The sequence below is a fragment of the Flavobacterium cyanobacteriorum genome, assembly GCF_002251835.1.
Lineage (GTDB): Bacteria > Bacteroidota > Bacteroidia > Flavobacteriales > Flavobacteriaceae > Flavobacterium > Flavobacterium cyanobacteriorum.
This window is the reverse complement of sequence record NZ_NOXV01000298.1, coordinates 1-21,977: the sequence shown is the minus strand read 5'-3', so window position 1 is coordinate 21,977 and position 21,977 is coordinate 1. Positions and strand designations below refer to the sequence as shown.

Genomic DNA, 21,977 nt, shown 5'->3' with positions numbered 1-21,977 from the left:
ATTATTTTGAGAGATTGGATATTAGCTCATTAAAATTTCTCCGAACTTCTCCTTGATTTTTGTAGCTGTCCTTTGCAATGATTTCAGAAAGTCCTAAAGCTGCCGCAATTCTGAGAACAGGCTCAATTTTGTTAGTGTCGGCTCTAGCAAATTCAACCATAAAAGGATGTGTTAAAGAAAGTCTTATCCCAATTTGACGAACAGATGAATTGCTAACTTTTTCTTTAATAAAACTATCGCCTACTTCAATTAACTCTGTTAGTGACGGGTCATAAGAAAGTTCAATTGACACTTTCCAATCAACTTTATTAAACCGTATGTCAAACTCTCTATGAAGCGTTTTTTCGGTTTTGGTTAATTCTACCTTTTCTTCGGGTTCTGCTACAGAAATTGAATTTACTACTTCGGCAACTGCTTGCGGTGCTTTCTTCTGAAAGTCATTAACCGTTTCATCAAGTGCTTTTACAGCTGCTTTATATTCTTTTTCAGTCGCTCTTACTCGATATTGTTCTGCTTGTTGCAGTAATGGAAAGTCTTTAGAGCTAATATCATCTTTAAGTAGTCTGAGAAAAATCTCTAGGTTTTCATCCCATTGGATTCCTTTTTTAGTAAAGTTTACACTAAATCCGTCTAAGTGAAGTTCTCCAAAAACTCTTTGATAGCGATAACTGTTTGGAGCTCCGAAAATAAAATCAGGTCTAAAGCCATTATCAAAACTGCCTTCAATTACTCTGCCTCTACGAAATAATGCAAAACCTGCTTCTGATGTAGATGCCTTTTCTCTGATTGCAACAAAACCGTGTACACTTAAACCTTCTTCTAATTCAAAATCAATTTCCTTTCGCCACAGAATAGGGTCGTCATCTGGTTTGTCGTATTGAGGAACACTAAGGATTTTTGGTTCTTTAAATATTAATTCTTCATTGTTCAAGGTTAGCTTTAAAACGCCTTTACGGATAAATTCTCTGTAAATACTTCGTAAATGGTCTTTTACTTTTCCTACACCTTTTCTTCTAGGCATTCTATTTACATCAAACAATTCTACGATTGTGAAATGATGCTTTTTTTCGCAAGATTTAATTTCAACATCCAACTCCTCTAACTTGTCCTCAAAAATCTTTTTCATATCGAAGAAAACCTTCTTCACCTGCGTTTCTCCTAATGCTGTGGAAGTAACACACCAATTGTCAGCAAACCAACAAGCTGCTGATTTCATACCCATTCCAAATTCAGAAAGACCTGAATTATCAGGTGGAACTTCCGCAGCTCGAAATGCCCTTGAATAATCAGCTTCTCCAATTCCTCCTGCATTATCTCTTATGGTGATTCTGTTTTCAGGTTCATTGATTTCAACTCTTACTTCAAGAACAAAATCGTCTCCCTCAACTTGTTTTAACAGTTCTATATTTTTTAAGTAGCTATCAATTGCGTTATCAATGAATTCAGCCAACGCAAACCAAGTCTCATATTCTATATGCTTGAGAACAGAGAGCATTGTGACTTGGGGTCGAATACTAACTTTACTTTGCTGGCTCATAGGATTTGGATAATGGATTAGACGATTGGAGTTGCGTAGCAACTCCATTTAGTTTCTTTTCTTCAACCAAAAGCTGAGTAGCAATTAGCTTTACAATTTTGGCATTTACAGCATTTCCTAAAGCTTTGAAAGCTGCATTGTCGTTTTCAGGTAGTTTTAAACCTGTTAAAGATTGAAGTTTCAATCCTTCTTTTTTTGTAATGTATCTATTTTCCCAACCTATAATTGGTATTTGCGTGTTTGTACAAACTAGAGAAGGAAAAAAATCAGGCTTTTTTATTCTAATGCCTGATGCTCTGAATTGCAAGAGATAATTATTGATTTTTCGTTCGCTGTCTCCAACATTCCATTCTAACTTTTGCCAACTTTGAGAAGGCAACTTTGAAATTTGTTTGACGGCTTCTTTTATGAACTTCTTGTTGTCTTTATAAAATTGCCTATTCTGCCTAATATATCTCTGTTTCCAGTCGGGAAACTCATCTTCAACTCTTGCATAGCTTGGTAGATTTGCTAATTGTTCTTCCTTGGTCATTCCTTTTAATGAAATTCCAAAGTTTCCTTTGAATTCGCCCAATTCTTTTGCAGAAAGTAAATGAGGATATTGTTCTTCAAATGGATAGTCTGCTCCGAATTCCATTCCCCAAATTGGAAAGCCTGGTATTTTCACCTCTTTTGGTAAAGCATCAATTAAGTCTTGCCAAAGTCTAATGCAATCTTGATTTGATTTAGGTAGTTGTTTTGCACTAACTGGATTTTGCTCAATGAAATTTTCAAGTTCAACAACATTTTTTTTGTATCTATCTACCTTATCAAAACTAAAATGGTCGAGAGCATTTATTCCTAATGAGCCAACAATAAATATTCTTTGTCTATGCTGTGGAATACCAAAGTCGTGAGGGGAATAGTCTTTATGGTCAACTTGATACCCTAGTCTCTCAAACTCAACTTTCATTGCTTTCCAAGTTTCTTCGTTATTGTGCTTGGCAATGAATCGAACATTTTCTAAGATGAAATATTTAGGTTTTCGAACTTCAAGAATTTTCACAATTTCGTCAAAAAGCGTTCCTCTGTCGTCCTCTCGTCCAAGCTGTTTACCCGCTTTTGAAAATGGCTGACAAGGGAAACCTGCACATAATATGTCGTGGTCAGGAATTAAGTCAATATTGTCTTTGACAATTTTCCTAATGTCTCCGTGAATATTAATGTCTTTACCCCAATTCTTTTTGTAGGTATCTCTTAAAACAGGGTCGAGTTCACTTACAAATACACACTCGTGTCCAAGTTCGTGTAATGCCTTATGAAAGCCTCCAAGTCCTGCGAATAAATCTATAAATCTCATTCTATATTTTCTGTCCTAAATATTGCTTTTCAAAATTCGCAATTTATGTTTTTAATCTTCTTTGTTTGCCCGTGCGTTGGCAAAAAAATGGCTCTTTTGGTTTTTTAGAGCGTTGGCTTTTGTGTTGGGAAAAACCAAATGTGCTGTTTGTGCGATTGGCGTTTACACTGACCGTTAACACGCAAATAGACGAAAGTTCTTGCGTTTTTTATCTCTAATTGGGGCATCCGCATAGGTGGCTTTCGTTTGTAGCTTACTGTTAAGCCTTTCAACGAAATTAACCATTTATATTAATTTTAACAAATTCTTAGCAAAACCGCCTACCACTCCCCTCTCCGCCCACGCCTGTTTACTCTATTGCGTAATTCGGGTTTAAGTTTTAAGCATAAGTTACGCTGCTCATTAAAGGATGTTAAGCATAATATTCGTTTACAAACGTTTACAAACGGATTTAAACAGTTATATACCGATTAACCATAATGGTGTGAAATATCTTTGCCTTGTTCTAAATAAGGAACACAAATATATTTTAACATTTACTTTAAATTTTAAACGCCATGAATGCACTACGTAACAAAGTACAGCTTATCGGAAATGCCGGTAATGATCCTGAAATCAAAACATTTGAAGCCGGAAGGAAACTGGCCCGCTTCGTAATAGCCACTAATGAAAGTTATTACAACGACAAAGGAGAAAAAATAACAGACACCCAGTGGCACACGATTACGGCATGGGGTAAAACCGCGGATATCATCGAAAAATACGTTAAAAAAGGCAAAGAGGTGGCCGTGGAAGGCAAACTTACACACCGTGCCTATGACGATAAAAACGGTGATAAACGCTATATCACAGAAGTTGTCGTAAATGATATACTTTTATTAGGAAAATAAGGTTTCTAAAGCTGCTATCCTGCTGATTCAAAGGGCCGGATGCAATACCTGAAAACTAAAAAGGGCGCCCCGTTAGTGGCCGCCCTTTTATTATAGATTTATACTTGCGGTTACGCAAGCATTGTAACAGGATTCTCTATGTATTGTTTCAGCGTTTGCAGGAATTGTGCCCCTGTAGCGCCATCAACGGTCCTGTGGTCACACGTAAGGGTAACCTTCATAACATTGCCCACTACAATCTGGCCGTCCTTTACAACAGGCTGCTGTACAATGGCGCCAACCGAAAGGATAGCTGAATTGGGCTGGTTGATGATAGAAGTAAATTCCTGTATGCCAAACATACCAAGATTAGATACTGTAAAAGTACTTCCTTCCATTTCGGCAGGAGTTAATTTCTTGCTGCGTGCTTTCCCGGCAAGGTCTTTAACCGCAGCGCCTATCTGGGTAAGGCTCATGTGGTCGGTAAACTTAAGTACCGGCACTACAAGCCCGTCTTCAACAGCTACAGCAACACCTACACTGATATGTTTGTTATAGATAGTGACATCGTCTTTCCACTGTGTGTTTATCTGCGGATGCTTCCTTAGCGCCATGGCACATGCCTTTATTACCATATCATTGAATGAAATCTTGGTATCAGGCACGGCATTGATAACGTTGCGGCTTGCTATGGCATTATCCATGTCAAGCGCAATGGTGAGGCTATATTCCGGCGCCGAATATTTAGATTCGGCCAGGCGGCGCGCAATGGTTTTGCGCATCTGGTTATTTTTAACTTCTTCCGTTGCTACTTCGCCTACAGGAGTGTAAACCGGGGCAGCAGCAGGGGCATTAGCCGCCGGCGCGGCCTGTTGTTGTGCAGGCGCAGCGGTTTGTTGCGCTGAGGGTGTATAGTTCTCAATATCCTTTCTTACAATACGGCCATTCTCACCTGAACCTTTTACAAGGGCCAGGTCAATCCCTTTCTCTTTTGCAAGCTTCCTTGCAAGAGGAGAGGCAAATACACGCCCTTCGTCATTGCCAGCAGGGGCAGCTTCTTCAGATTTGTGAGCCTCTGCGGTTTTATCTTCAGCAGGCTTATCGGATGATTGTTGTGCCGCAGGCTGTGAACCGCCTTTGCCATAATTTTCAGCAACACCTGAAACATCAGTGCCTTCAGGGCCTATAATGGCTAAGACACTGTCCACAGGGGCCGATTCGCCTTCTTTGATCCCAATATACAGCAACGTACCCGAGTTGAACGATTCAAACTCCATGGTAGCCTTATCAGTTTCAATTTCGGCGAGGATATCACCTTCCGAAACCTTGTCACCCACTTTTTTAAGCCATGTTGCCACAGTACCTTCAGTCATGGTATCACTAAGGCGTGGCATGGTAACTACCTTTACATCTTTAGGAAGTTCCTGTTTGCCTCCTACAGAACTGCCATTACGGCTCTCTTCCTGTTTGGGCTCAGCCTGTTTCTCTTCCTGCTCAGGCCCTTCTTTCTTTTCTGCCGGGGTATTTTCAGCAGAACCTCCCTTGCCATCCAGTAATGACTGGTAATCTTCTCCTTCTTTACCAATAATGGCAAGCACGCTGTCCACAGGGGCAGTATCACCTTCTTTTACGCCAATATATAAAAGAGTACCGGCATCAAAAGCCTCAAACTCCATAGTAGCTTTATCTGTTTCAATTTCGGCAAGTATATCGCCTTCTTTTACGGTGTCACCCACTTTTTTTAGCCACGTAGCTACTGTACCCTCGGTCATGGTGTCGCTCAGGCGCGGCATAGTTATAATTTTTGCCATGGTTATTGTAGTTTATGTGGTAAAAATGGATAATTCTCTTGCTCGTATACTACGTCATACATTACATTAAGGTCCGGATATGGTGACTCTTCGGCAAACTTCTCGCACTCGTCTACCAGGTCTTTTACCCTCTGGTCTATTGCTTCAATTTCAGCATCAGTAGCGTAGTTCTTTTCCTTGATTATGTCGAGCACCTGTGTTATGGGGTCAATCTTCCTGTACTCTTCAACCTCTTCTTTAGTACGGTAATGCTGGGCATCACTCATAGAGTGGCCACGATAGCGGTATGTCTTCATTTCAAGGAAAGTTGGGCCATCACCCCTTCTTGCCCTTTCCATAGCCTCATGCATTGCCTCGGCCACCTTAACAGGATTCATCCCGTCAACAGGGCCGCACGGCATTTCATAACCCAATCCCAGCTTCCATATATCAGTATGATTGGCCGTCCTTTCTACTGAAGTACCCATAGCATACCCATTATTCTCGCAAATAAATACCACAGGGAGCTTCCACAGCATAGCCATATTAAAGGCTTCATGAAGCGACCCCTGGCGTGCGGCGCCGTCACCAAAATAGGTAAGCGTAACACCGCCTGTTTCAAAATATTTATCAGCAAAGGCTATACCCGCACCCACCGGTATCTGCGCGCCCACAATTCCGTGCCCGCCATAAAAACCGTGTTCTTTAGAGAATATGTGCATAGAACCTCCCAGTCCCTTTGATGTGCCAGTTGCCTTACCCAGAAGTTCAGCCATAACCCGGCGCGGGTCTACACCCATACCGATAGGCTGCACGTGGTTGCGGTAAGCTGTTATCATTTTATCTTTTGTCAGGTCCATAGCATGCAGCGCGCCTGCGAGCACTGCCTCCTGCCCATTATATAAGTGAAGGAAACCTCTAACTTTCTGCTGAATGTATAGTGCAGCAAGCTTGTCTTCAAACTTTCTCCAAAACTGCATGTCTTCATACCATTTCAGATACACTTCCTTTGTAACTTCTTTCATTGCTAAATTGTTGTTTGCTAATGTGGTTTTAAAAAATCCTGTTTAAAAACGCAAAAAGTTTCCTCACACAAATTTGCGAATTGCAAAAATAAGCACTTCACTTTAATTAGTGAAAAATTTACGTAAAGTATTTGCGGCTGGCTTCATGTTTTTTGGCGCCGCCTGTTTCATGGCCGGAACGGGCCGGGGCATGGGCTGTTGTTTTCCCTTCTTAAATATAAAATTGTAGTGTAACAGATACGGGAGGCACGCGGTTTAGCCCTGATAGGAGCGGCATCCTCCGCGCCGCCTGCTTTTGCGGCGGGGAGATATAGCGTATAGCAGGACTGCAGTTTATAAGGGACGGGGAGTTACTGCTCCTGAAAAAAAATGATGATACAAAACCCTGTGAAATTAGTACGGAAGCGCTATGGATGTCATGATAGGCCGGGCAGATAAAAAAGCTGCTCCCGTTGTGGGGAGCAGCCAGTATGAAACTCTATATATAAAGATTACAGTTGTGGCCTTAACACACGGTTAACACCGTGAATTACACCATTAGAAGCCTGTATGTCAGCCTGGAATACACGGGCCAGGTTGTTTGCGCTGTCGCGGATATCAACATTGCCGCCGCCCAGTATGGCAGTAAGATTCTGAACAGGGCTTGTAATTGTAGGTATTGACTGGTTGTTCTGCAACTGGTTTGAACGCACATTGCCCGCTGTAGTGACATGGTACTGAAGTACTTTAGTTACCTGTGCCGCTGTGGCTCCCACAGCAAAACCTGTACCTGTAGTAGCGTCAGTAAATGCCTGGTTGTTTGGTGCAAAAAGCGTAGCCGGCGCAGCAGCTGTTATTCCATTTAAGGCAGTCAAGACCGCGCTTTGGTCTCCAAATGCGCCGCTTGTGCTTGTCACTACAGCCTGTAGCGTATCAAAGCTTGGGTTGTCAATTACATGGTCTACAATAGTAGGGATTTGTATTACCCTGTTTACCACGTGTATTACACCGTTGCTGGCGTCAAGGTCGGCAGTAGTTACTACGGCGCCTTTACTGTCCACACCGCCGTTTAGTGTAACCGTACTTCCTGATTTTTGTACGAACATGCTGATAGTTGGTGCGTTGTTGGCTGTACTGATAGGAGACAGGGTATTTACATAAGTACTCGCAGGAATAGCAGAGCTTGGAATCTCAGTAGCAATAACGTGGTTTAGCAGGGTGTTTCGTAATACATTTATGTCTACAGTATTTACATTTTGATTTTGCCCTAGCGAGTTAAAAAAAGTTTGAAAAGCGTCATTGGTTGGTGCAAATACGGTAAACTGGCCTGAGCCGTTCAGGGTGTTGGTTAGGCCGGTACGGTTAAGGGCTGCTACTAGTGTTGAAAAATTGGGATTGCCAGAAGCAATCTGTGCAATGGTTTGTTGCTGCTGGGTGTTGTTGTTGTTATCATCATCACTACAAGATACTAATACAGTGCCTGCAAACAGTACAAGCGCTGAGAATTTAACTAAAACTTTTTTCATACTTTTTATTGAGTTTAAATTAATAATGGTGCTAATGTAAGAAAGATTTTTTATTGTTCAATATTTTTTCACAAATATTAAACAAAATTTTTCTTAACGGTTTTATTTTATAGATAAAGCGAAAACGTTATAACGGTATAAATATTATAAAAAAAGGCTAAGTACACGACAAAAATTGTATTAAATTAATTTCCAGCTTATTGAATTTTGATAATAGGCAATTTGACAAATAATCTAATNGCTAAATTTAAATGATTGCTAAAATGGCTTTGAAATACGGTTAATAATTGCGTATCTTCGTGTACTAAGCTGATGTTCTTTTTTAAAGGCATTACTTGAGAAATAATCCTTTAATATACTGAATATCAGCTTTTTGTCAAAATTTTTAAGAACTTATTTTATTGATTTTTAATCAATTATGTTTTTTGTCGTGTACTAAAAAATGTTTATTAAAATCTTTATGCTTATCCAATAGATATAATTTTCTGTCAGCGTCTTTAAATTCAATTTTCTGTTGAAGACACACTTCACGTAGTTTATTTAAATATTTTATATACAATTTTATTTGAGCACCAATATCTTTTTCTTTATAGTTTAACTCATAACCTTGTATTAATCTGAAAACTCTTTGGTCAAGTATCTGATAGATATTTGGATTTCTGAATCGTAAAATTGTTGAAGCCATTGCTAGTCTTACCCCTTTTTCATTTAGCAATGCGTTCAAAACTTTAATTGTAAGTTCCTCTTCAATTTCTTCTGAAAATCTTGGAATTTTATTCAGGAGTTCTAAAGTTTCAGTTTTCAGTTTTGCATACCTGTTTATTTTCCATAACACAATTTCGTTAATAATATCTTGGTTAAAGTCATCTTCATATTTGTCAAGTCTATTTGTTAGTTCTTCCTGATATTCAAAATTTAGGCTGTTTAATAATGAGGTATCCTCAAGATCAAGAATAGTTTTTATTTTATCTTGGCTCATCTTAATTAACTTTAGGCTTAGTTATGTAATAAACCGGTATACCAGTCAACATTATCAGTACGCCCCATCCGCATGTATTGGGTTTATCAATAAGCAGCATAATACAAAAAACTGCGGCGAGTACTATATATACAGCCGGAAGTACAGGATATCCAAAAGCTTTATACGGCCTTTCCGCATCAGGCAATTTTTTGCGGAGTATGAATATACCTGCAATAGTCAGGATATAAAAAATTACAACTATAATCATTACATAATCCAGGAGGTCGCCGTATTTTCCGGTAAGGCAAAGGGCGGAAGCCCACAGGCACTGGAACCAAAGCCCCCATCCGGGTACGCTGGCGCTGTTAAGGCTTGCGGCTTTTTTAAAGAACAATCCGTCTTTAGCCATAGTATAATATACCCTTGCCCCGGCCATTATAAGCCCGTTGTTACAGCCAAAAGTAGATATCATTATCATGATGGCAATTATATAGGTTCCCGTATTGCCGAATATGTATTGTGATGCCTCTACGGCTACCCTTTCGGCAGGGGCAAAAGCAATCGCATCAAGAGGCATCACGGCAAGGTACATGATGTTGGCCAGCACATAAATTACAGTCACTGTCAGCGTACCCAGGAAAAGGCTAAGCCCTACATTCCTTTTAGGGTTTTTTATTTCACCTGAAATGAACGTTACCCCGTTCCACGCATCGCTGGAAAACAATGAACCTACCATTGACGCGGCTATTGCCGAAAGCAACACAGTTCCGCCAATAGGCAGCCAGCTGCTATTATCTTTATTAAATGACCTGGCATTCCAGGCATCGGCCCAGTTGGCATCCCATATATCGGCTTTAGCGGCAAGGATAAGCCCAAACACTATCAGCCCCAGCAACGATGCTATTTTAGTAATAGTCAGTACCGTTTGTATATACTTTCCATTCTTTACACCCCTGCTGTTGATATAAGTAATTATGATAATGGTAATAATCGAAACGATTTGCGCTGCATTAAGCTTAAAGCTGCCGATTTCAAACAGTATGTTCTCATCGCCTACAGGCGGGTACAGGTAAGCGGCAAATTTGGCAAAAGCCACCCCTACAGCAGCAATGGTGCCGGTTTGTATCACGGCAAAGAAACTCCAGCCATACAGAAAGGCAATAAGCTTGTTGTACGATTCTTTTAAATAAACATACTGCCCCCCAGCATTGGGAAACATGGCGCTCAATTCACCATAGCTAACTGCGGCAATAATGGTCATGATGCCTGATATAACCCACGCAAAGGTGAGCCAGCCTGCACTGCCTACATTCTGCACAATGCCTGAGCTTACAATAAAAATACCTGATCCTATCATGGAGCCTATTACAAGCATAGTGCCATCAAGCAGCCCCAGTTCGCGTTTCAGGTGGTTGTCTTCATTCGGTTTTTCCATAGTTAAAAAGTTAGTTATGCTAAAGATATTAAAAACAACATACAGATAATGGTTTTACAGGGCATACATGGCAGTTATTTTTTTATCTTTATAAAAAACAACAGCTATGGAAAATAGTGATAAAAGAGACTTTAAGGTTAACGAGCGCGATAACCAGTTTGAGCTCCATACAGCCGGGCAGTATGCCTTTTTAGAATATATACGGAAAGATGACAAGATATACCTTACACATACGGAGGCCCCTGCAGAGCTGCGGGGCATTGGTGTGGCTGCCGACCTGGTAAAACGCTCACTTGAATACAGCCGTAACAACAAGCTTACTGTAGTACCGTCATGTTCCTACGTGGCGCGGTATATAGAAAAGCACCCCGAATGGAACGATGTGCTCTCTGACGGCTACCAGATGTAATTTACGGATGAAAATAAATATCTTTGCGGGATGAATGAGAACTTAGATCCTACCGGTAAAAATTACAGCCTTGAAGAGCTGGACCTTGAAAAAAAATTAAGGCCGTTGTCCTTTGATGATTTTACGGGGCAGGATCAGGTGCTTGAAAATTTACAGGTGTTTGTGCAGGCAGCCAACCTAAGGGGCGAGGCGCTTGACCATACGCTGTTTCACGGGCCTCCCGGCCTGGGGAAGACCACACTGGCCAACATACTGGCCAACGAGCTTGGCGTAGGCATAAAAATTACATCGGGCCCTGTGCTTGATAAGCCGGGCGACTTGGCGGGCCTGCTGACTAACCTTGAAGACCGCGATATACTTTTTATAGACGAGATACACAGGCTCAGCCCTGTTGTGGAAGAATACCTCTATTCCGCGATGGAGGATTTCCGTATTGATATTATGATTGAATCGGGTCCTAATGCACGTTCAGTCCAAATAAAGCTTAACCCTTTTACGCTTGTTGGGGCCACAACCCGTTCAGGGCTGCTAACCGCCCCTATGCGTGCACGTTTCGGCATACAGAGCCGCCTGCAGTATTATACTACGGAACTGCTAACCAATATAGTACAACGCAGTTCGGCAATCCTTAAAATGCCCATATCTATGGAAGCAGCCATTGAAATTGCCGGCCGCAGCCGTGGTACGCCCCGTATAGCGAATGCACTGCTTCGCCGGGTGCGGGATTTTGCCCAGATTAAAGGCAATGGTAAGATTGACATAGAGATTGCACGTTTTTCGCTTAAGGCACTCCATGTCGATGCGCACGGGCTTGATGAAATGGACAACAAGATACTTACTACAATAATTGATAAGTTCAAAGGTGGGCCGGTGGGGCTTTCTACCCTTGCCACGGCGGTATCGGAAAGCGGCGAAACAATAGAAGAAGTGTATGAGCCGTTCCTAATACAGGAAGGTTTTATTGTACGGACCCCCCGCGGGCGTGAAGTTACCGAAAAGGCTTATCGTCATCTGGGACGTGTTAAACTTAACCAAGGGGGGCTTTTTGATTAATGAACTTTCACGAAATACCTTTAAGAGAACTAGATCTTTCAGAAGCAAAAGCTTCAAAATACTTTTTAGATTTGTCTGTATTACCTTGGAATCGGGGAATTATCTTCAAGAGGATTGGAAGCGTAGATGAACAGATGTTATTGAATTATATTTCGGAATTACTTAAAAATTCTTGCAGTTCAATTGTAACCCGAAATAGTATAAAATATTTAAGAGCAGATGAAAAAATAAACGATTTTATATTTTGTCTACTCAAACATCCCGATATTCAGAAGAAGTGGAAGTATAATGATGATGTTGCTTTTGATGAAATGTCTCAAAGATATGAAACAAAAAATGATTTTAAGAAATTAGAAATTTATGAAATTGGGGAAGAATCTATCTCTGAGCATTTAAAAATTGTGTTCACACAAGGTTCAGTATACTCACCTATACGAAGATTTACCGATTCTGAAATTATCGCATTTTCTGAAGAATTTCAAAAGAAGCTTTCAGGCAAAACTATAGAAAAGATATTTAAAACTCACTCCTGGGGAATAAATTATGTAGGATGGTTCCGATGTCTCTTTATTTTTAGAAAGGATGATATTATAATATTTGCTGTTGACGATTACGATTAATATAAGTAATTCTGTAAGGTGCTTAACGACAGACAAGAATACACTGGTTATATTAAATCCGAAGCCAAACGCCTGGGCTTTTTGTCGTGCGGTATAGCCAGGGCAGGTTTTTTGGAAGAAGAAGCGCCACGGCTTGAAAAATGGCTGAATGAAAACCGCCACGGCCAGATGCAGTATATGGAGAACCACTTCGACAAGCGGCTTGACCCTACAAAGCTGGTTGACGGCGCCAAAAGCGTAATATCCCTTTTGCTTAACTATTACCCGGAGCAAACGCAGCAGGAAGGCACCTATAAAATATCAAAATATGCCTACGGGCAGGACTACCATTTTGTTATTAAGGACAAGCTGAAAGAGCTGCTGCATTCCATACGATCAACTATAGGCGAAGTAGGCGGAAGGGCATTTGTAGATTCGGCACCGGTGCTCGATAAAGCCTGGGCAGCCCGCAGCGGCCTGGGCTGGATAGGCAAGAACAGCAACCTGCTGAGCAAACAGGCCGGCTCTTTCTTTTTTATTGCAGAACTCATCGTAGACCTCGAACTCGAATATGACAGCCCCACAACCGACCACTGCGGCAGCTGCACCGCCTGCATAGATGCCTGCCCCACACAGGCCATTATAGCCCCCTACGAGGTCGACGGCAGCAAATGCATATCCTACTTTACCATCGAGCTCAAAGACAATATCCCCGCCGAAATGAAAGGCCGGTTTGATGACTGGGCTTTTGGCTGCGATGTGTGCCAGGACGTATGCCCGTGGAACCGTTTTTCAAAACCGCACCGCGAGCCGCTCTTTAACCCGCACCCGGACCTGCTCTCCCTCACAAAAAAAGACTGGGAAGAAATCACCGAAGAAACCTTCAGGGCAGTGTTTAAGAATTCAGCCGTAAAAAGGGCAAAGTTTGACGGCCTGAAACGGAATATTGCCTTCCTGAAACAGTAAATTACCCTAACCCCACACGTAACACACACGTACATAAGCCCCACGGGAGGCAAAAACCCATAAAACAGTTTGAAGGCCGTGGAGCAGCCGGCAAAACGCCGGTTTGGCAAGGCATGGGCCCGCTCTCCGCTATATCTCCCCGCCGCGAAAGCGGGCGGCGGGGAGGATGCCGCTTCGATCGGGGCTAAGGGCTATGGCAAGGGCTACTTTGGGGAAGTGAGGTTTTTACTACTTTATTATTGTTAAAAATAACCTAAAAAAAACTTGTGAAGATAAGGTAATTTGTTTAAGTTGGGACGGAGATATTTTTTAATATAGTAAATGATAAAATAAATATTATCAACACAAATAGAAATAGTATTAAATGATAATTCAAATTAAAAAATATTTAAGTCAAGTTTTTGCCGAGATTCAGAAATATTACTTAGGAGAAATAAATTTAAGTGAAGCTGACTTTAAAAAGTACAGCGTATTTGACTTTGCAAACTTTCATTTAATTTATCAATACATCTTAGATGACAAATCAAACAAAAACGACTTTTTCATAAGCATACCCGAAGATGAATACAGAGAAAACTTTTTTGCTTCAATTTTTCATTCAATCGTACTAATCAAACTTTACCAAAACTTTTTTAACTACGAAAAAACTTTTCCTGTTCTGAATATCGGAGATTTGATCTACAAAAAATATCGAAGAGAACATAGAATTTTCAGGGTTAATAACACTTACGTAGAAAATGTTTCTGTAAACTATAAATTTCCAAAGAGAAACGAATTAGGCATTTCTGATTTCTTATTTAAAAAAGAGAACTTCACGAAACTCAATCCTAATTTAATAGACAACAAAAACGCTGCAAAAAATATAGATTCTTACCGTAATTTCTTGACAACAACTTTCAACGAAAATTTCCCTTTTATTACCGATTTTAAAAATAGAACATTGGTAATCGCGGAAAAAAGTTTTTTCAAGGAAAGTAAATTCTTGCCAATTAGATACACCAATAAAAACGGAAAAATCAGCAATGACTTGCCGTTTTTTAGTTACTTGGTTGAGTGTTGCAACGACTTCAATTCAGCACAAAACTTTCTTTTAAACGAAAATCAACAATTTGATGAAATCATAATTATTGGCGATGCCAAATACAGAAATTCTTTTGAGTTTATTCTGCAAGAAAAATACAGGGATAAATACAAGAACATTATTGTAATTGGGACAGAAAAGCCAAATTCGGAAAATCAATTTTTGGAATGGTGGTGGTCAAATGATGAAGTAAAAATCGCAAACAACGAATTACCAAACGAAACGACAAAAATTAAACTGAACAACAGTAATCTTTATTCGTTGTTTTTAGAATTAAATAAAGAAATTCAAAAAACAAAAGATGAAACCAAGGTAAACCTCGTCTTCATATTAAAGTACACGAATTTCTTTCTTAGAATGATTTTGGTAAATACCAACTTATCAAAAGGGATTTTTCAAGAGTATTTAGACCGTTTGAATCGTTATTTTGTGAGCGAAGCATTTTCAGAAGAATTGAACAATCTGTTTTATGCGAACGATATTTACAATCCCGATACAATCAAAGATTACACAAAGCAAATTTTTAATGTATTTGCTAAAATCTCAAACTTATTAGAAAACGAAAATTTAAAATGGAATTATATCAAGCAAAAAGCAAGAGGAAATCAAACAAAAACATTTTACTTAATTGTTGAGAAGAAAAACTACGATGCGGTTTACAGTCAAGTAAAGAACGAAAGAATAAATAATATTCGCTTAATCAGCGATAAAAGAATTGACATCTCAAAACTATATTTAGAGAAATGGTTGAATGACGAACAGCAAAATTCGCATAACCGAGTTGTAATCATTCCGTATTTGAACAATTTAGAATTATATTCAAAAATCAAATCAATAAAAGGAAGTTGCGAAGTTCTTTGTTACGAGAATTTAGATGAAATATCTTTTGACAATGTTGAACAGACTTACCAAAACCAAGAAAAGACAAAATTAAATCACAAGGATAGATTAAAGTTTTTTAAAACCAATTTCACTCACTCAACAGAGTTGAAAAAACGAGAATTAGACGATGTTTTTTCTTTTGATTTGAATAGCGATAATTTCAAAAACAATCCTTACGAAACTATTGATTTACCTAAGGAAAAAACAGTTTATGAAATTCAATTTTCAGACGGAACTTCTGATAAATTTGATTCTTCAAGAGGTGTTTTTTTAATTGAAAATGGCGAACAAATTAAAACGACAATCGGAGAATTATATAACAACGCAACAATTAGGTTTTACCAAAATAACAGCAAAGAAGAATTTAGGAAAATCCTAAAAATCTTTGACACAGAAAATTTATTGGATTCGTTTGATGAATATTCTAATAGTTGGAAACAAACGCTTAAAGATTTATCCGCGAAATTTAATAGCATAGAAAATCTATACGATTCATTGTTTACATCGTTCAAAATAAATTACGGAACATTCCGTAACTATTTTCACGAAGAAATGTCACCAAGATTTCCAAGGGTAAAAACGTTAGGCGTTATTCGGGAATTTTGTTTGAATAATAATCGCGCAAATGATTTAATAGTAAATGAATTTAATAAATTCAAAGTGTATTCTAAAAAAGATCATTCCATAAGGCAACAAGCGGGAAAAATTTTAGGGAACGATTTATTGGATTACGTTGCTTCTAACAAAGAAGAAAAAAGCGATTCACTAAAGAAATTGCCGAATGATATTTTAGAGAAACTTACAGCGACAATTCAAGAAAAAACAATAATCAAAAAAACTTTGGTAGATGAGTAACTACGTTAATGAGCCAAGATTGATATTTCGGGATACAATCAAGAAAAATTTGATTGGCCCCGGTTCTGATGTTTTTATTTCCGATAATGAAAATGAAATTATTTCCGATTTTCCGTTGAGCAGATATTATTCAGGAATTTTGTTTCCCGAACGTGATATGGAAGTTTCTATTGGTGAAAAAGAAACAACTGATGCAAACGCAGAAATTGAAGATGACGACCTTGAACCAGAAACACCAGAAACAGAAAAAACTAATGACGATACTGACGAAGATGTTGACAAAAGCAGAAATATAGAGCCTGAAAAAGAATATTCAGAAGCTAACCAATATTTCCCGACCAATTTTGGTTTAACTTTTTGCGTACCAAAAGAAGCAAAAACATTGACTGTAACTTTCAATTATGCAAAGTATATTCGAATAAAACCAGCGGAAGCAGCAATAGAAATTACAGAAGAAGACTTTAAAATGTTTTCTGAAAATCCGTATAATTCTGTTACGAAATATTTTAAGTATGAAAATGGACTAATGTCCTTAAGTAAAGATGAATTTGACAAAGGCGGTTTGTCTGTTCGTAATTATAGAAACAGATTTAAGGAAAACGAACAACAAAGAGAGTTGATAGACAGCGTTGCTTACAAAAAAGGTGAATTGCTTTTAGGACGACTTTGGAAAAGAGTAAAAAGAGAATCTATAAATGTTGAGTTCAACCTAACAGAAATTAACGTTGACGAATCAAAAGAATATCCTTTAGACAAAACCGAAGACAATTCTATTGTTGTTTGTTATTACAAGAAGATTTACGAAACGCATTATGGTAAATTCATTAAAATTTTGTTGGCAAATAGACTAAACCACCCGAAAAACAAATTTTCATTCGGTAACGAACTTTTGAACACCAAAGCAATATTTCAAGGAGAAATTTCAATTAAGGATATAACATTTTTGCCATATAAACAACTTTCAGAAATCAATCCATTTGATGAAGAATTAAACCTAATTAACTTTCAATACAGAAAAGAAAACTCTTTCGCAATCGGACACGGTTGTGCTGTTACTTGGAATGACGACAAAAATCCAACAGAATTAAAAACTACATTTTTACCCGAAGTTGATATAAAGAATTATAGCAATGCATTTAGAGATAATTTCCCTGAGGGTCTTAAAGACATTACAGAATTGAAAAACCTTTCAATTTGGACTACCTTAGACAAGCCAACAATTATTCAAAAATTAAAACTTTTTGCGGACGAGTATAAAGATTGGATTAAGACAAAACAAGAAAGTACTGATGCAGATGACAATTACAAAAAGTCATTGAATACGATTTTAGAAAAACAGAATAAGACCTATAACAGACTAATCAAAAACATTGATTTTCTAAATGAAAGTGATGTTGCTTTTAAATCCTTTTTGTTGGCAAATACAGCAATGTATATCCAAATGCTTATATCTGACAAAAAGCTATTTGGTGAAAAAGGAGTTGAATTATCTGAAATTAAAAAAGATTTTGAGTACAACGACTTAATTTTTTTCAAAAATCACACATTCAAACCAAACTACAGACCGTTTCAATTAGCATTTTTCCTTTTGAATATTGAATCAACAATTAATGAAGATTCGGACGACAGAAATAACGTTGTTGATTTACTTTGGTTTCCAACAGGCGGAGGAAAGACAGAAGCCTATTTAGCGATTACAGCTTTCACAATAATTAGCCGAAGAATTTTACACGGAAAAGATTCGGACGGAGTTTCTGTAATAATGCGATACACGTTGCGGTTGCTCACTGCACAACAATTTGAACGTGCAACAAAATTGATTCTTTCTTTAGACTTTTTGAGAAGATTTTTCAAATCTAATGACGAATACTTTTTCGGAGAAAATAAAGTTTCAATTGGAATGTGGGTTGGAGCTTCAACCACGCCAAATTCATTCACAGATGCCCGATTGATTTTCAAAAAAGTATTTGATGAAATCACAAAATTAAACGACAAAAAAACGGGAGATTATCGCAAAGCGAATACTTTCCCAATTACAAATTGTTCTTGGTGCGGTTGTAATTTGGTTTCACAAAACAATTCGGCAAAATTTGATTTGGGCTACAAAGCAACTGACAAATCATTTTCAACAAGTTGTTTGAATCCAAGTTGTGCATTTAGGGCAGAACTTCCAATTTATTTTGTTGATGATAAGATTTATGAATTTCCTCCAACTCTACTTTTTGCGACAGTTGATAAATTCGCAATGCTTTCACACAGACAAGAAGGACATCATCTTTTCAATTCGCAAGACGATAAGAAATTACCGCCCGATTTGATTATTCAAGACGAATTACATTTGTTAAGTGGTCCTTTAGGTTCTATCACGGGCTTGTACGAATCAATCATTGAATTACTTTCTACGAAAGGAAACAGAAAACCCAAAATCATTACATCAACAGCAACGACAAGAAACACAGAACAACAAGTTGCAATGCTCTACGGAAATAGAGAATTGAACATTTTTCCGCCAATGGGCGTAACTTATGACGACAATTTCTTTTCATACGTTTCAACTGAAAGCAAGAGAAAACATATTGGTTTTATGCCAACAGGAAAAACGGCTTTAAATTCTCAAATCCGTATTTTAGGTAATTTGCTTTTAGCAAGAATTGAATTGTTTAAATATTACAGAACAAAAGGAAATTTATCGCAAGAAGAAGCAATTAACCGAGAAAATAATTTTTGGACAATTGTTTCATTCTATAACAGTTTGCGAGATGTAGGGAAAGTTTACAACAAAGTTCCAGCGGAAATTTTAGATTTCTTGAAACTCTTACACAATCGTTATCAGCTAAACAAATATGTTTACGGTTTTAATTATTTCGGACTTGCAGGCAGAACAAAAGAATTGACGAGTAGAATTGAAAGTAATTCTATCAAAANTGAAGTATAAAAAATCAATAAATCTTTTTCTTTCATTGTGTCCTTATAGAACATGTATATCCTAAATAATAAATAGTAGTATGCTTTCATAATTGAATTTTTTTGTAGCATTTATAAATTAAAAACTCTGGCACGATATATATTTGCTATTGTAATAAATAATATTACAGTTAAAATAAAAATACTAATTATGAAATATCCACCTTTCTTATCTTTATTAAAATTATAATTTAAAAAGTTCTTATTCTTTATCATAAACCTGTAGTTCAGTAAACAAAGTAACACTCCTACAAATATTGTATAGTATTTATTTGGAATTTGTGGAATAATTTTAAGAAAAACAAATATGTAATATAAAGTAAGTAAATTGATTAAAATTACTAATGTTGATACTACAGAGGTAGCTAAAATTAAAAAATCTTTTTCTTTCATAGTATCTTTATAGAACATATATATTCTAAACAGAAAATAATTATATGCCTTCATAATTACATTTTTAATTGTGTTGGTGAAACAGTTTGTTTAGCTGGTTTATCAAATAAAGTATTTCCTGAACTATACTCATAAGCTGCTTTACTTACAGAATATAATAAACTTACAGCAGCACAACCAGGTAAGGGTATCATACCTATTATTCCCATACCTATATCGAACGTTGCTTCAAGACCACTGATTTCGCCATTCAAATATTGCGTTGCATTAGAACCAGTCTCTACCACTCCTTTGAAATATTCACCAACATTTTTTCCACCCACACCCTGATTTGATAAACAATAACATATTGCTAAACTATGGTGTCAAATTATTTTTTTAAATCTTCTTTTGTAAAACCAGCTTGTAATATTTCAGTTGTGTCAGTTACCTGCTCATCAAATAAGGGCTTAATAACACCTTTATATTTTATGGAATATTTGATTTTATAAAAATTTCCAATATTTTTTGAAAATCCTCTTGGAGTTCGGCCTCCATCATGTTTATATTTCACACCCTTAACATAGTATATGAAAAAATTTTGTTGTGATTTTGGATAATTTCTTTGTGACACATATTTTCCTATGGTAGTTTTACCGTAATTCTCAAGATTATATTTCCTATGGTATCCATCAATAATAAAACAGATTACTACTATCACAAGCAGTAATAAAATAATTTTAGATATTTTTTTCATTGTTTTTGTATATTTTAAAGTCTTTGTGTTTTGTCAGCCAAGCTAGATAATACATATGTACCCGTTTCTAAAATTTTGCTAATTATCTGTATAATTATTTTAGAATAAGACTAATAAATAATCCATAAAACCAGCTTTTTTAATTAAATTAATATCTGTAACTTTTTGATTTGGATTCACCACAATTAAATCCGGATATTTATCTAGATAACATATTGCTAAACTATAGTATCAAATTATTTTTTTAAATCTTCTTTTGTGAAACCTGATTTTAGAATATTAATTGTGTCTGTAACTTCTTCATTAAAAAATGCAGTAAGTCTACCTTTATATTTCTCAGAGTAACGGATTTTATAAAATTTTCCAATGTTCTTTGAAAATCCTTTAGGGGATCTCCCTCCATTACCTTTAAATTTTTTTCCATCAATATAGAATGTGAAATAGTTTGCTTCCCCTTTTGCCCATTTATCTTGATATATGTACTTACCAACAGTTATTTTTCCTGTTTTCTCAATATCCTCTTTAATCATATATCCTTTAACAAGATAATAGATAAAAGTTGATAATATAATAACTAAAATAGATCTAAGAATTATCTTTTTCATAATATATACATTAATTTACTAAGGATGGCAACACATCGTGTTTGAATTAAATTTTCAAAGTCAATACTAATTTTTTAAATCTTCTTTTGTGAAACCTGATTTTAGAATAATAACTGTATCTGTAACAGGAATATTAAAATCAACCTCAATTTTATGAGGATCTTTAGAAGAATAATACAGTGTATAGAAATTATTAATTTTTTTTTCATAATCTTCAGGACATTGTCCATAGCTATTTGTATACCATCTATTATATATATTATATTTAAAAAAGCTTCTTGTTGTTTTTGGTGCTTTCTCACAATAAACGAATTTGCACACAGTCTGTTGCTTGTTATTTTTTATCTCCCTTTTGTAGAGATAGCCTTTCAAAAAAAGGTATGCCACCCCTAAACAAACAAGAAATAGAAGTAGTTTATAAATATTTAATTTCATGATCACATCATTATTAAAGTTAATTTGCTAAACCTGGCAATACGTTTGTACCCGTTTCTACTGAAAATTTTGCCATTTCTCTATATGCTTTTGCAGCACCAGTACTTAAATGCGGTACAGCATCAATTTTATTCCCAAATCTATTACTTAATAAGCCGCCACCTATTTGCAGCACTCCTTGTTCAAAACTTTGTGGAGTTTGAATTCCTTTATCTATTTCGGCAAAATTATAATTAAATGTTTCACCAATTACAGTTGGCCCAATTCCCGGAGCTGCAGAGGATAGTGCTTCTATCATGTTGACTTTAGAAAAATCACCACCATTTGCTATTCCTTGCGATAAAGTATTTGTCGCTATGCCTGCTACAGCGCTTTCTAATGTTATTGACGCAATTGCCTCTAGTGCCAATGGTGCTAAAACAGGTGCTGCCAAAATCCCTACTACAGCAAGTGGCACTGCACAATTTGTTGATGGAGAAAAAGGATTAGGTTTACTTGTATCATAAGCAGGATTAAAATAACCATCCATAGCAGATTT

Annotated in this window: 19 protein-coding genes; 6 read left to right on the top strand and 13 right to left on the bottom strand. The window is 37.1% G+C overall.

Annotated features, from left to right (window positions below; all coding sequences use genetic code 11):
* Position 1 precedes the first annotated feature (1 nt).
* Complete coding sequence (locus CHU92_RS12575) at positions 2–1,585, bottom strand: ATP-binding protein (RefSeq protein ID WP_243389600.1); 1,584 nt, start codon at positions 1,583–1,585, stop codon at positions 2–4.
* Positions 1,521–2,876 carry a DNA cytosine methyltransferase gene (locus tag CHU92_RS12570; RefSeq protein ID WP_094416104.1) on the bottom strand — a complete coding sequence of 452 codons (1,356 nt, stop codon included), beginning with the start codon at positions 2,874–2,876 and terminating at the stop codon, positions 1,521–1,523. Before CHU92_RS12570 ends, CHU92_RS12575 begins: the two co-directional genes overlap by 65 nt.
* A gap of 557 nt (positions 2,877–3,433) precedes the next feature.
* On the opposite strand from CHU92_RS12570, the gene CHU92_RS12565 reads away from it, so the two are divergent.
* Entirely contained in the window at positions 3,434–3,766 is a 333-nt protein-coding gene (locus CHU92_RS12565; protein WP_094416102.1) for a single-stranded DNA-binding protein, read from the top strand.
* 110 nt (positions 3,767–3,876) lie between these two features.
* Here the strand turns inward: CHU92_RS12565 and CHU92_RS12560 are convergent, their stop codons facing one another.
* The 5 genes from CHU92_RS12560 to CHU92_RS12540 form a co-directional block, all read right to left on the bottom strand.
* A complete protein-coding gene (locus CHU92_RS12560) occupies positions 3,877–5,556 on the bottom strand; it encodes a pyruvate dehydrogenase complex dihydrolipoamide acetyltransferase (protein ID WP_094416100.1) in 1,680 nt (559 codons plus the stop codon).
* 2 nt (positions 5,557–5,558) lie between these two features.
* Positions 5,559–6,560, bottom strand: coding sequence for a pyruvate dehydrogenase (acetyl-transferring) E1 component subunit alpha (gene pdhA, locus CHU92_RS12555; RefSeq protein ID WP_094416098.1), 1,002 nt, complete (start codon positions 6,558–6,560; stop codon positions 5,559–5,561).
* A gap of 491 nt (positions 6,561–7,051) precedes the next feature.
* Positions 7,052–8,065, bottom strand: a complete 1,014-nt coding sequence (locus tag CHU92_RS12550) for a fasciclin domain-containing protein (protein WP_094416096.1) — start codon at positions 8,063–8,065, stop codon at positions 7,052–7,054.
* 412 nt (positions 8,066–8,477) lie between these two features.
* Positions 8,478–9,044, bottom strand: a complete 567-nt coding sequence (locus CHU92_RS12545; RefSeq protein WP_094416094.1) for a hypothetical protein — start codon at positions 9,042–9,044, stop codon at positions 8,478–8,480.
* 1 nt (position 9,045) lies between these two features.
* Positions 9,046–10,461, bottom strand: coding sequence for an APC family permease (locus tag CHU92_RS12540; RefSeq protein ID WP_094416092.1), 1,416 nt, complete (start codon positions 10,459–10,461; stop codon positions 9,046–9,048).
* Between the two features lie 106 nt (positions 10,462–10,567).
* Here CHU92_RS12540 and CHU92_RS12535 point away from each other — a divergent pair, with 106 nt between their 5' ends.
* The 5 genes from CHU92_RS12535 (at position 10,568) to CHU92_RS12515 (ending at position 16,306) form a co-directional block, all read left to right on the top strand.
* The gene (locus CHU92_RS12535; protein ID WP_094416090.1) at positions 10,568–10,870 is read left to right on the top strand and encodes a GNAT family N-acetyltransferase; all 303 of its coding nucleotides are present in this window, start codon (positions 10,568–10,570) and stop codon (positions 10,868–10,870) included.
* Positions 10,871–10,900: 30 nt separating this feature from the next.
* A complete protein-coding gene (ruvB, locus tag CHU92_RS12530; RefSeq protein ID WP_094416088.1) occupies positions 10,901–11,923 on the top strand; it encodes a Holliday junction branch migration DNA helicase RuvB in 1,023 nt (340 codons plus the stop codon).
* Positions 11,923–12,543 carry a hypothetical protein gene (locus tag CHU92_RS12525; RefSeq protein WP_094416087.1) on the top strand — a complete coding sequence of 207 codons (621 nt, stop codon included), beginning with the start codon at positions 11,923–11,925 and terminating at the stop codon, positions 12,541–12,543. The genes ruvB and CHU92_RS12525 overlap by 1 nt, the downstream gene beginning before the upstream one ends.
* 18 nt (positions 12,544–12,561) lie before the next feature.
* Positions 12,562–13,488 carry a tRNA epoxyqueuosine(34) reductase QueG gene (queG, locus tag CHU92_RS12520; RefSeq protein WP_094416085.1) on the top strand — a complete coding sequence of 309 codons (927 nt, stop codon included), beginning with the start codon at positions 12,562–12,564 and terminating at the stop codon, positions 13,486–13,488.
* A gap of 364 nt (positions 13,489–13,852) precedes the next feature.
* Positions 13,853–16,306: a hypothetical protein gene (locus tag CHU92_RS12515; protein ID WP_094416083.1), complete on the top strand. Its 2,454-nt coding sequence runs from the start codon at positions 13,853–13,855 to the stop codon at positions 16,304–16,306.
* A 3,036-nt stretch (positions 16,307–19,342) separates the two neighbouring features.
* On the opposite strand, the gene CHU92_RS12505 is transcribed toward CHU92_RS12515, so the two are convergent.
* From CHU92_RS12505 to CHU92_RS12480, 6 genes are all read right to left on the bottom strand, one after another.
* Entirely contained in the window at positions 19,343–19,663 is a 321-nt protein-coding gene (locus tag CHU92_RS12505) for a hypothetical protein (protein WP_129583088.1), read from the bottom strand.
* Positions 19,664–19,719: 56 nt separating this feature from the next.
* Entirely contained in the window at positions 19,720–19,986 is a 267-nt protein-coding gene (locus CHU92_RS12500; protein WP_094416077.1) for a hypothetical protein, read from the bottom strand.
* A 47-nt stretch (positions 19,987–20,033) separates the two neighbouring features.
* Positions 20,034–20,399: a hypothetical protein gene (locus tag CHU92_RS12495; protein WP_094416075.1), complete on the bottom strand. Its 366-nt coding sequence runs from the start codon at positions 20,397–20,399 to the stop codon at positions 20,034–20,036.
* Between the two features lie 236 nt (positions 20,400–20,635).
* Positions 20,636–21,004, bottom strand: coding sequence for a hypothetical protein (locus CHU92_RS12490; protein WP_129583087.1), 369 nt, complete (start codon positions 21,002–21,004; stop codon positions 20,636–20,638).
* Positions 21,005–21,070: 66 nt separating this feature from the next.
* Entirely contained in the window at positions 21,071–21,439 is a 369-nt protein-coding gene (locus CHU92_RS12485) for a hypothetical protein (protein WP_094416072.1), read from the bottom strand.
* Positions 21,440–21,458: 19 nt separating this feature from the next.
* The coding region (locus CHU92_RS12480) for a hypothetical protein (RefSeq protein WP_165764657.1) at positions 21,459–21,977 on the bottom strand (519 nt) is incomplete at its 5' end.

Bases quoted from the DNA above. Each gene is read 5' to 3' on its own strand.
- CHU92_RS12570 (WP_094416104.1), bottom strand. From the start codon at position 2,876: ATGAGATTTATAGATTTATTCGCAGGACTTGGAGGCTTTCATAAGGCA.
- CHU92_RS12490 (WP_129583087.1), bottom strand. From the start codon at position 21,004: ATGAAAAAGATAATTCTTAGATCTATTTTAGTTATTATATTATCAACT.
- ruvB (WP_094416088.1), top strand. From the start codon at position 10,901: ATGAATGAGAACTTAGATCCTACCGGTAAAAATTACAGCCTTGAAGAG.
- CHU92_RS12505 (WP_129583088.1), bottom strand. From the start codon at position 19,663: ATGAAAGAAAAAGATTTTTTAATTTTAGCTACCTCTGTAGTATCAACA.
- CHU92_RS12515 (WP_094416083.1), top strand. From the start codon at position 13,853: ATGATAATTCAAATTAAAAAATATTTAAGTCAAGTTTTTGCCGAGATT.
- CHU92_RS12545 (WP_094416094.1), bottom strand. From the start codon at position 9,044: ATGAGCCAAGATAAAATAAAAACTATTCTTGATCTTGAGGATACCTCA.
- CHU92_RS12535 (WP_094416090.1), top strand. From the start codon at position 10,568: ATGGAAAATAGTGATAAAAGAGACTTTAAGGTTAACGAGCGCGATAAC.
- pdhA (WP_094416098.1), bottom strand. From the start codon at position 6,560: ATGAAAGAAGTTACAAAGGAAGTGTATCTGAAATGGTATGAAGACATG.
- CHU92_RS12575 (WP_243389600.1), bottom strand. From the start codon at position 1,585: ATGGAGTTGCTACGCAACTCCAATCGTCTAATCCATTATCCAAATCCT.
- CHU92_RS12525 (WP_094416087.1), top strand. From the start codon at position 11,923: ATGAACTTTCACGAAATACCTTTAAGAGAACTAGATCTTTCAGAAGCA.
- CHU92_RS12550 (WP_094416096.1), bottom strand. From the start codon at position 8,065: ATGAAAAAAGTTTTAGTTAAATTCTCAGCGCTTGTACTGTTTGCAGGC.
- CHU92_RS12540 (WP_094416092.1), bottom strand. From the start codon at position 10,461: ATGGAAAAACCGAATGAAGACAACCACCTGAAACGCGAACTGGGGCTG.
- CHU92_RS12560 (WP_094416100.1), bottom strand. From the start codon at position 5,556: ATGGCAAAAATTATAACTATGCCGCGCCTGAGCGACACCATGACCGAG.
- CHU92_RS12565 (WP_094416102.1), top strand. From the start codon at position 3,434: ATGAATGCACTACGTAACAAAGTACAGCTTATCGGAAATGCCGGTAAT.
- CHU92_RS12495 (WP_094416075.1), bottom strand. From the start codon at position 20,399: ATGAAAAAAATATCTAAAATTATTTTATTACTGCTTGTGATAGTAGTA.
- CHU92_RS12485 (WP_094416072.1), bottom strand. From the start codon at position 21,439: ATGAAATTAAATATTTATAAACTACTTCTATTTCTTGTTTGTTTAGGG.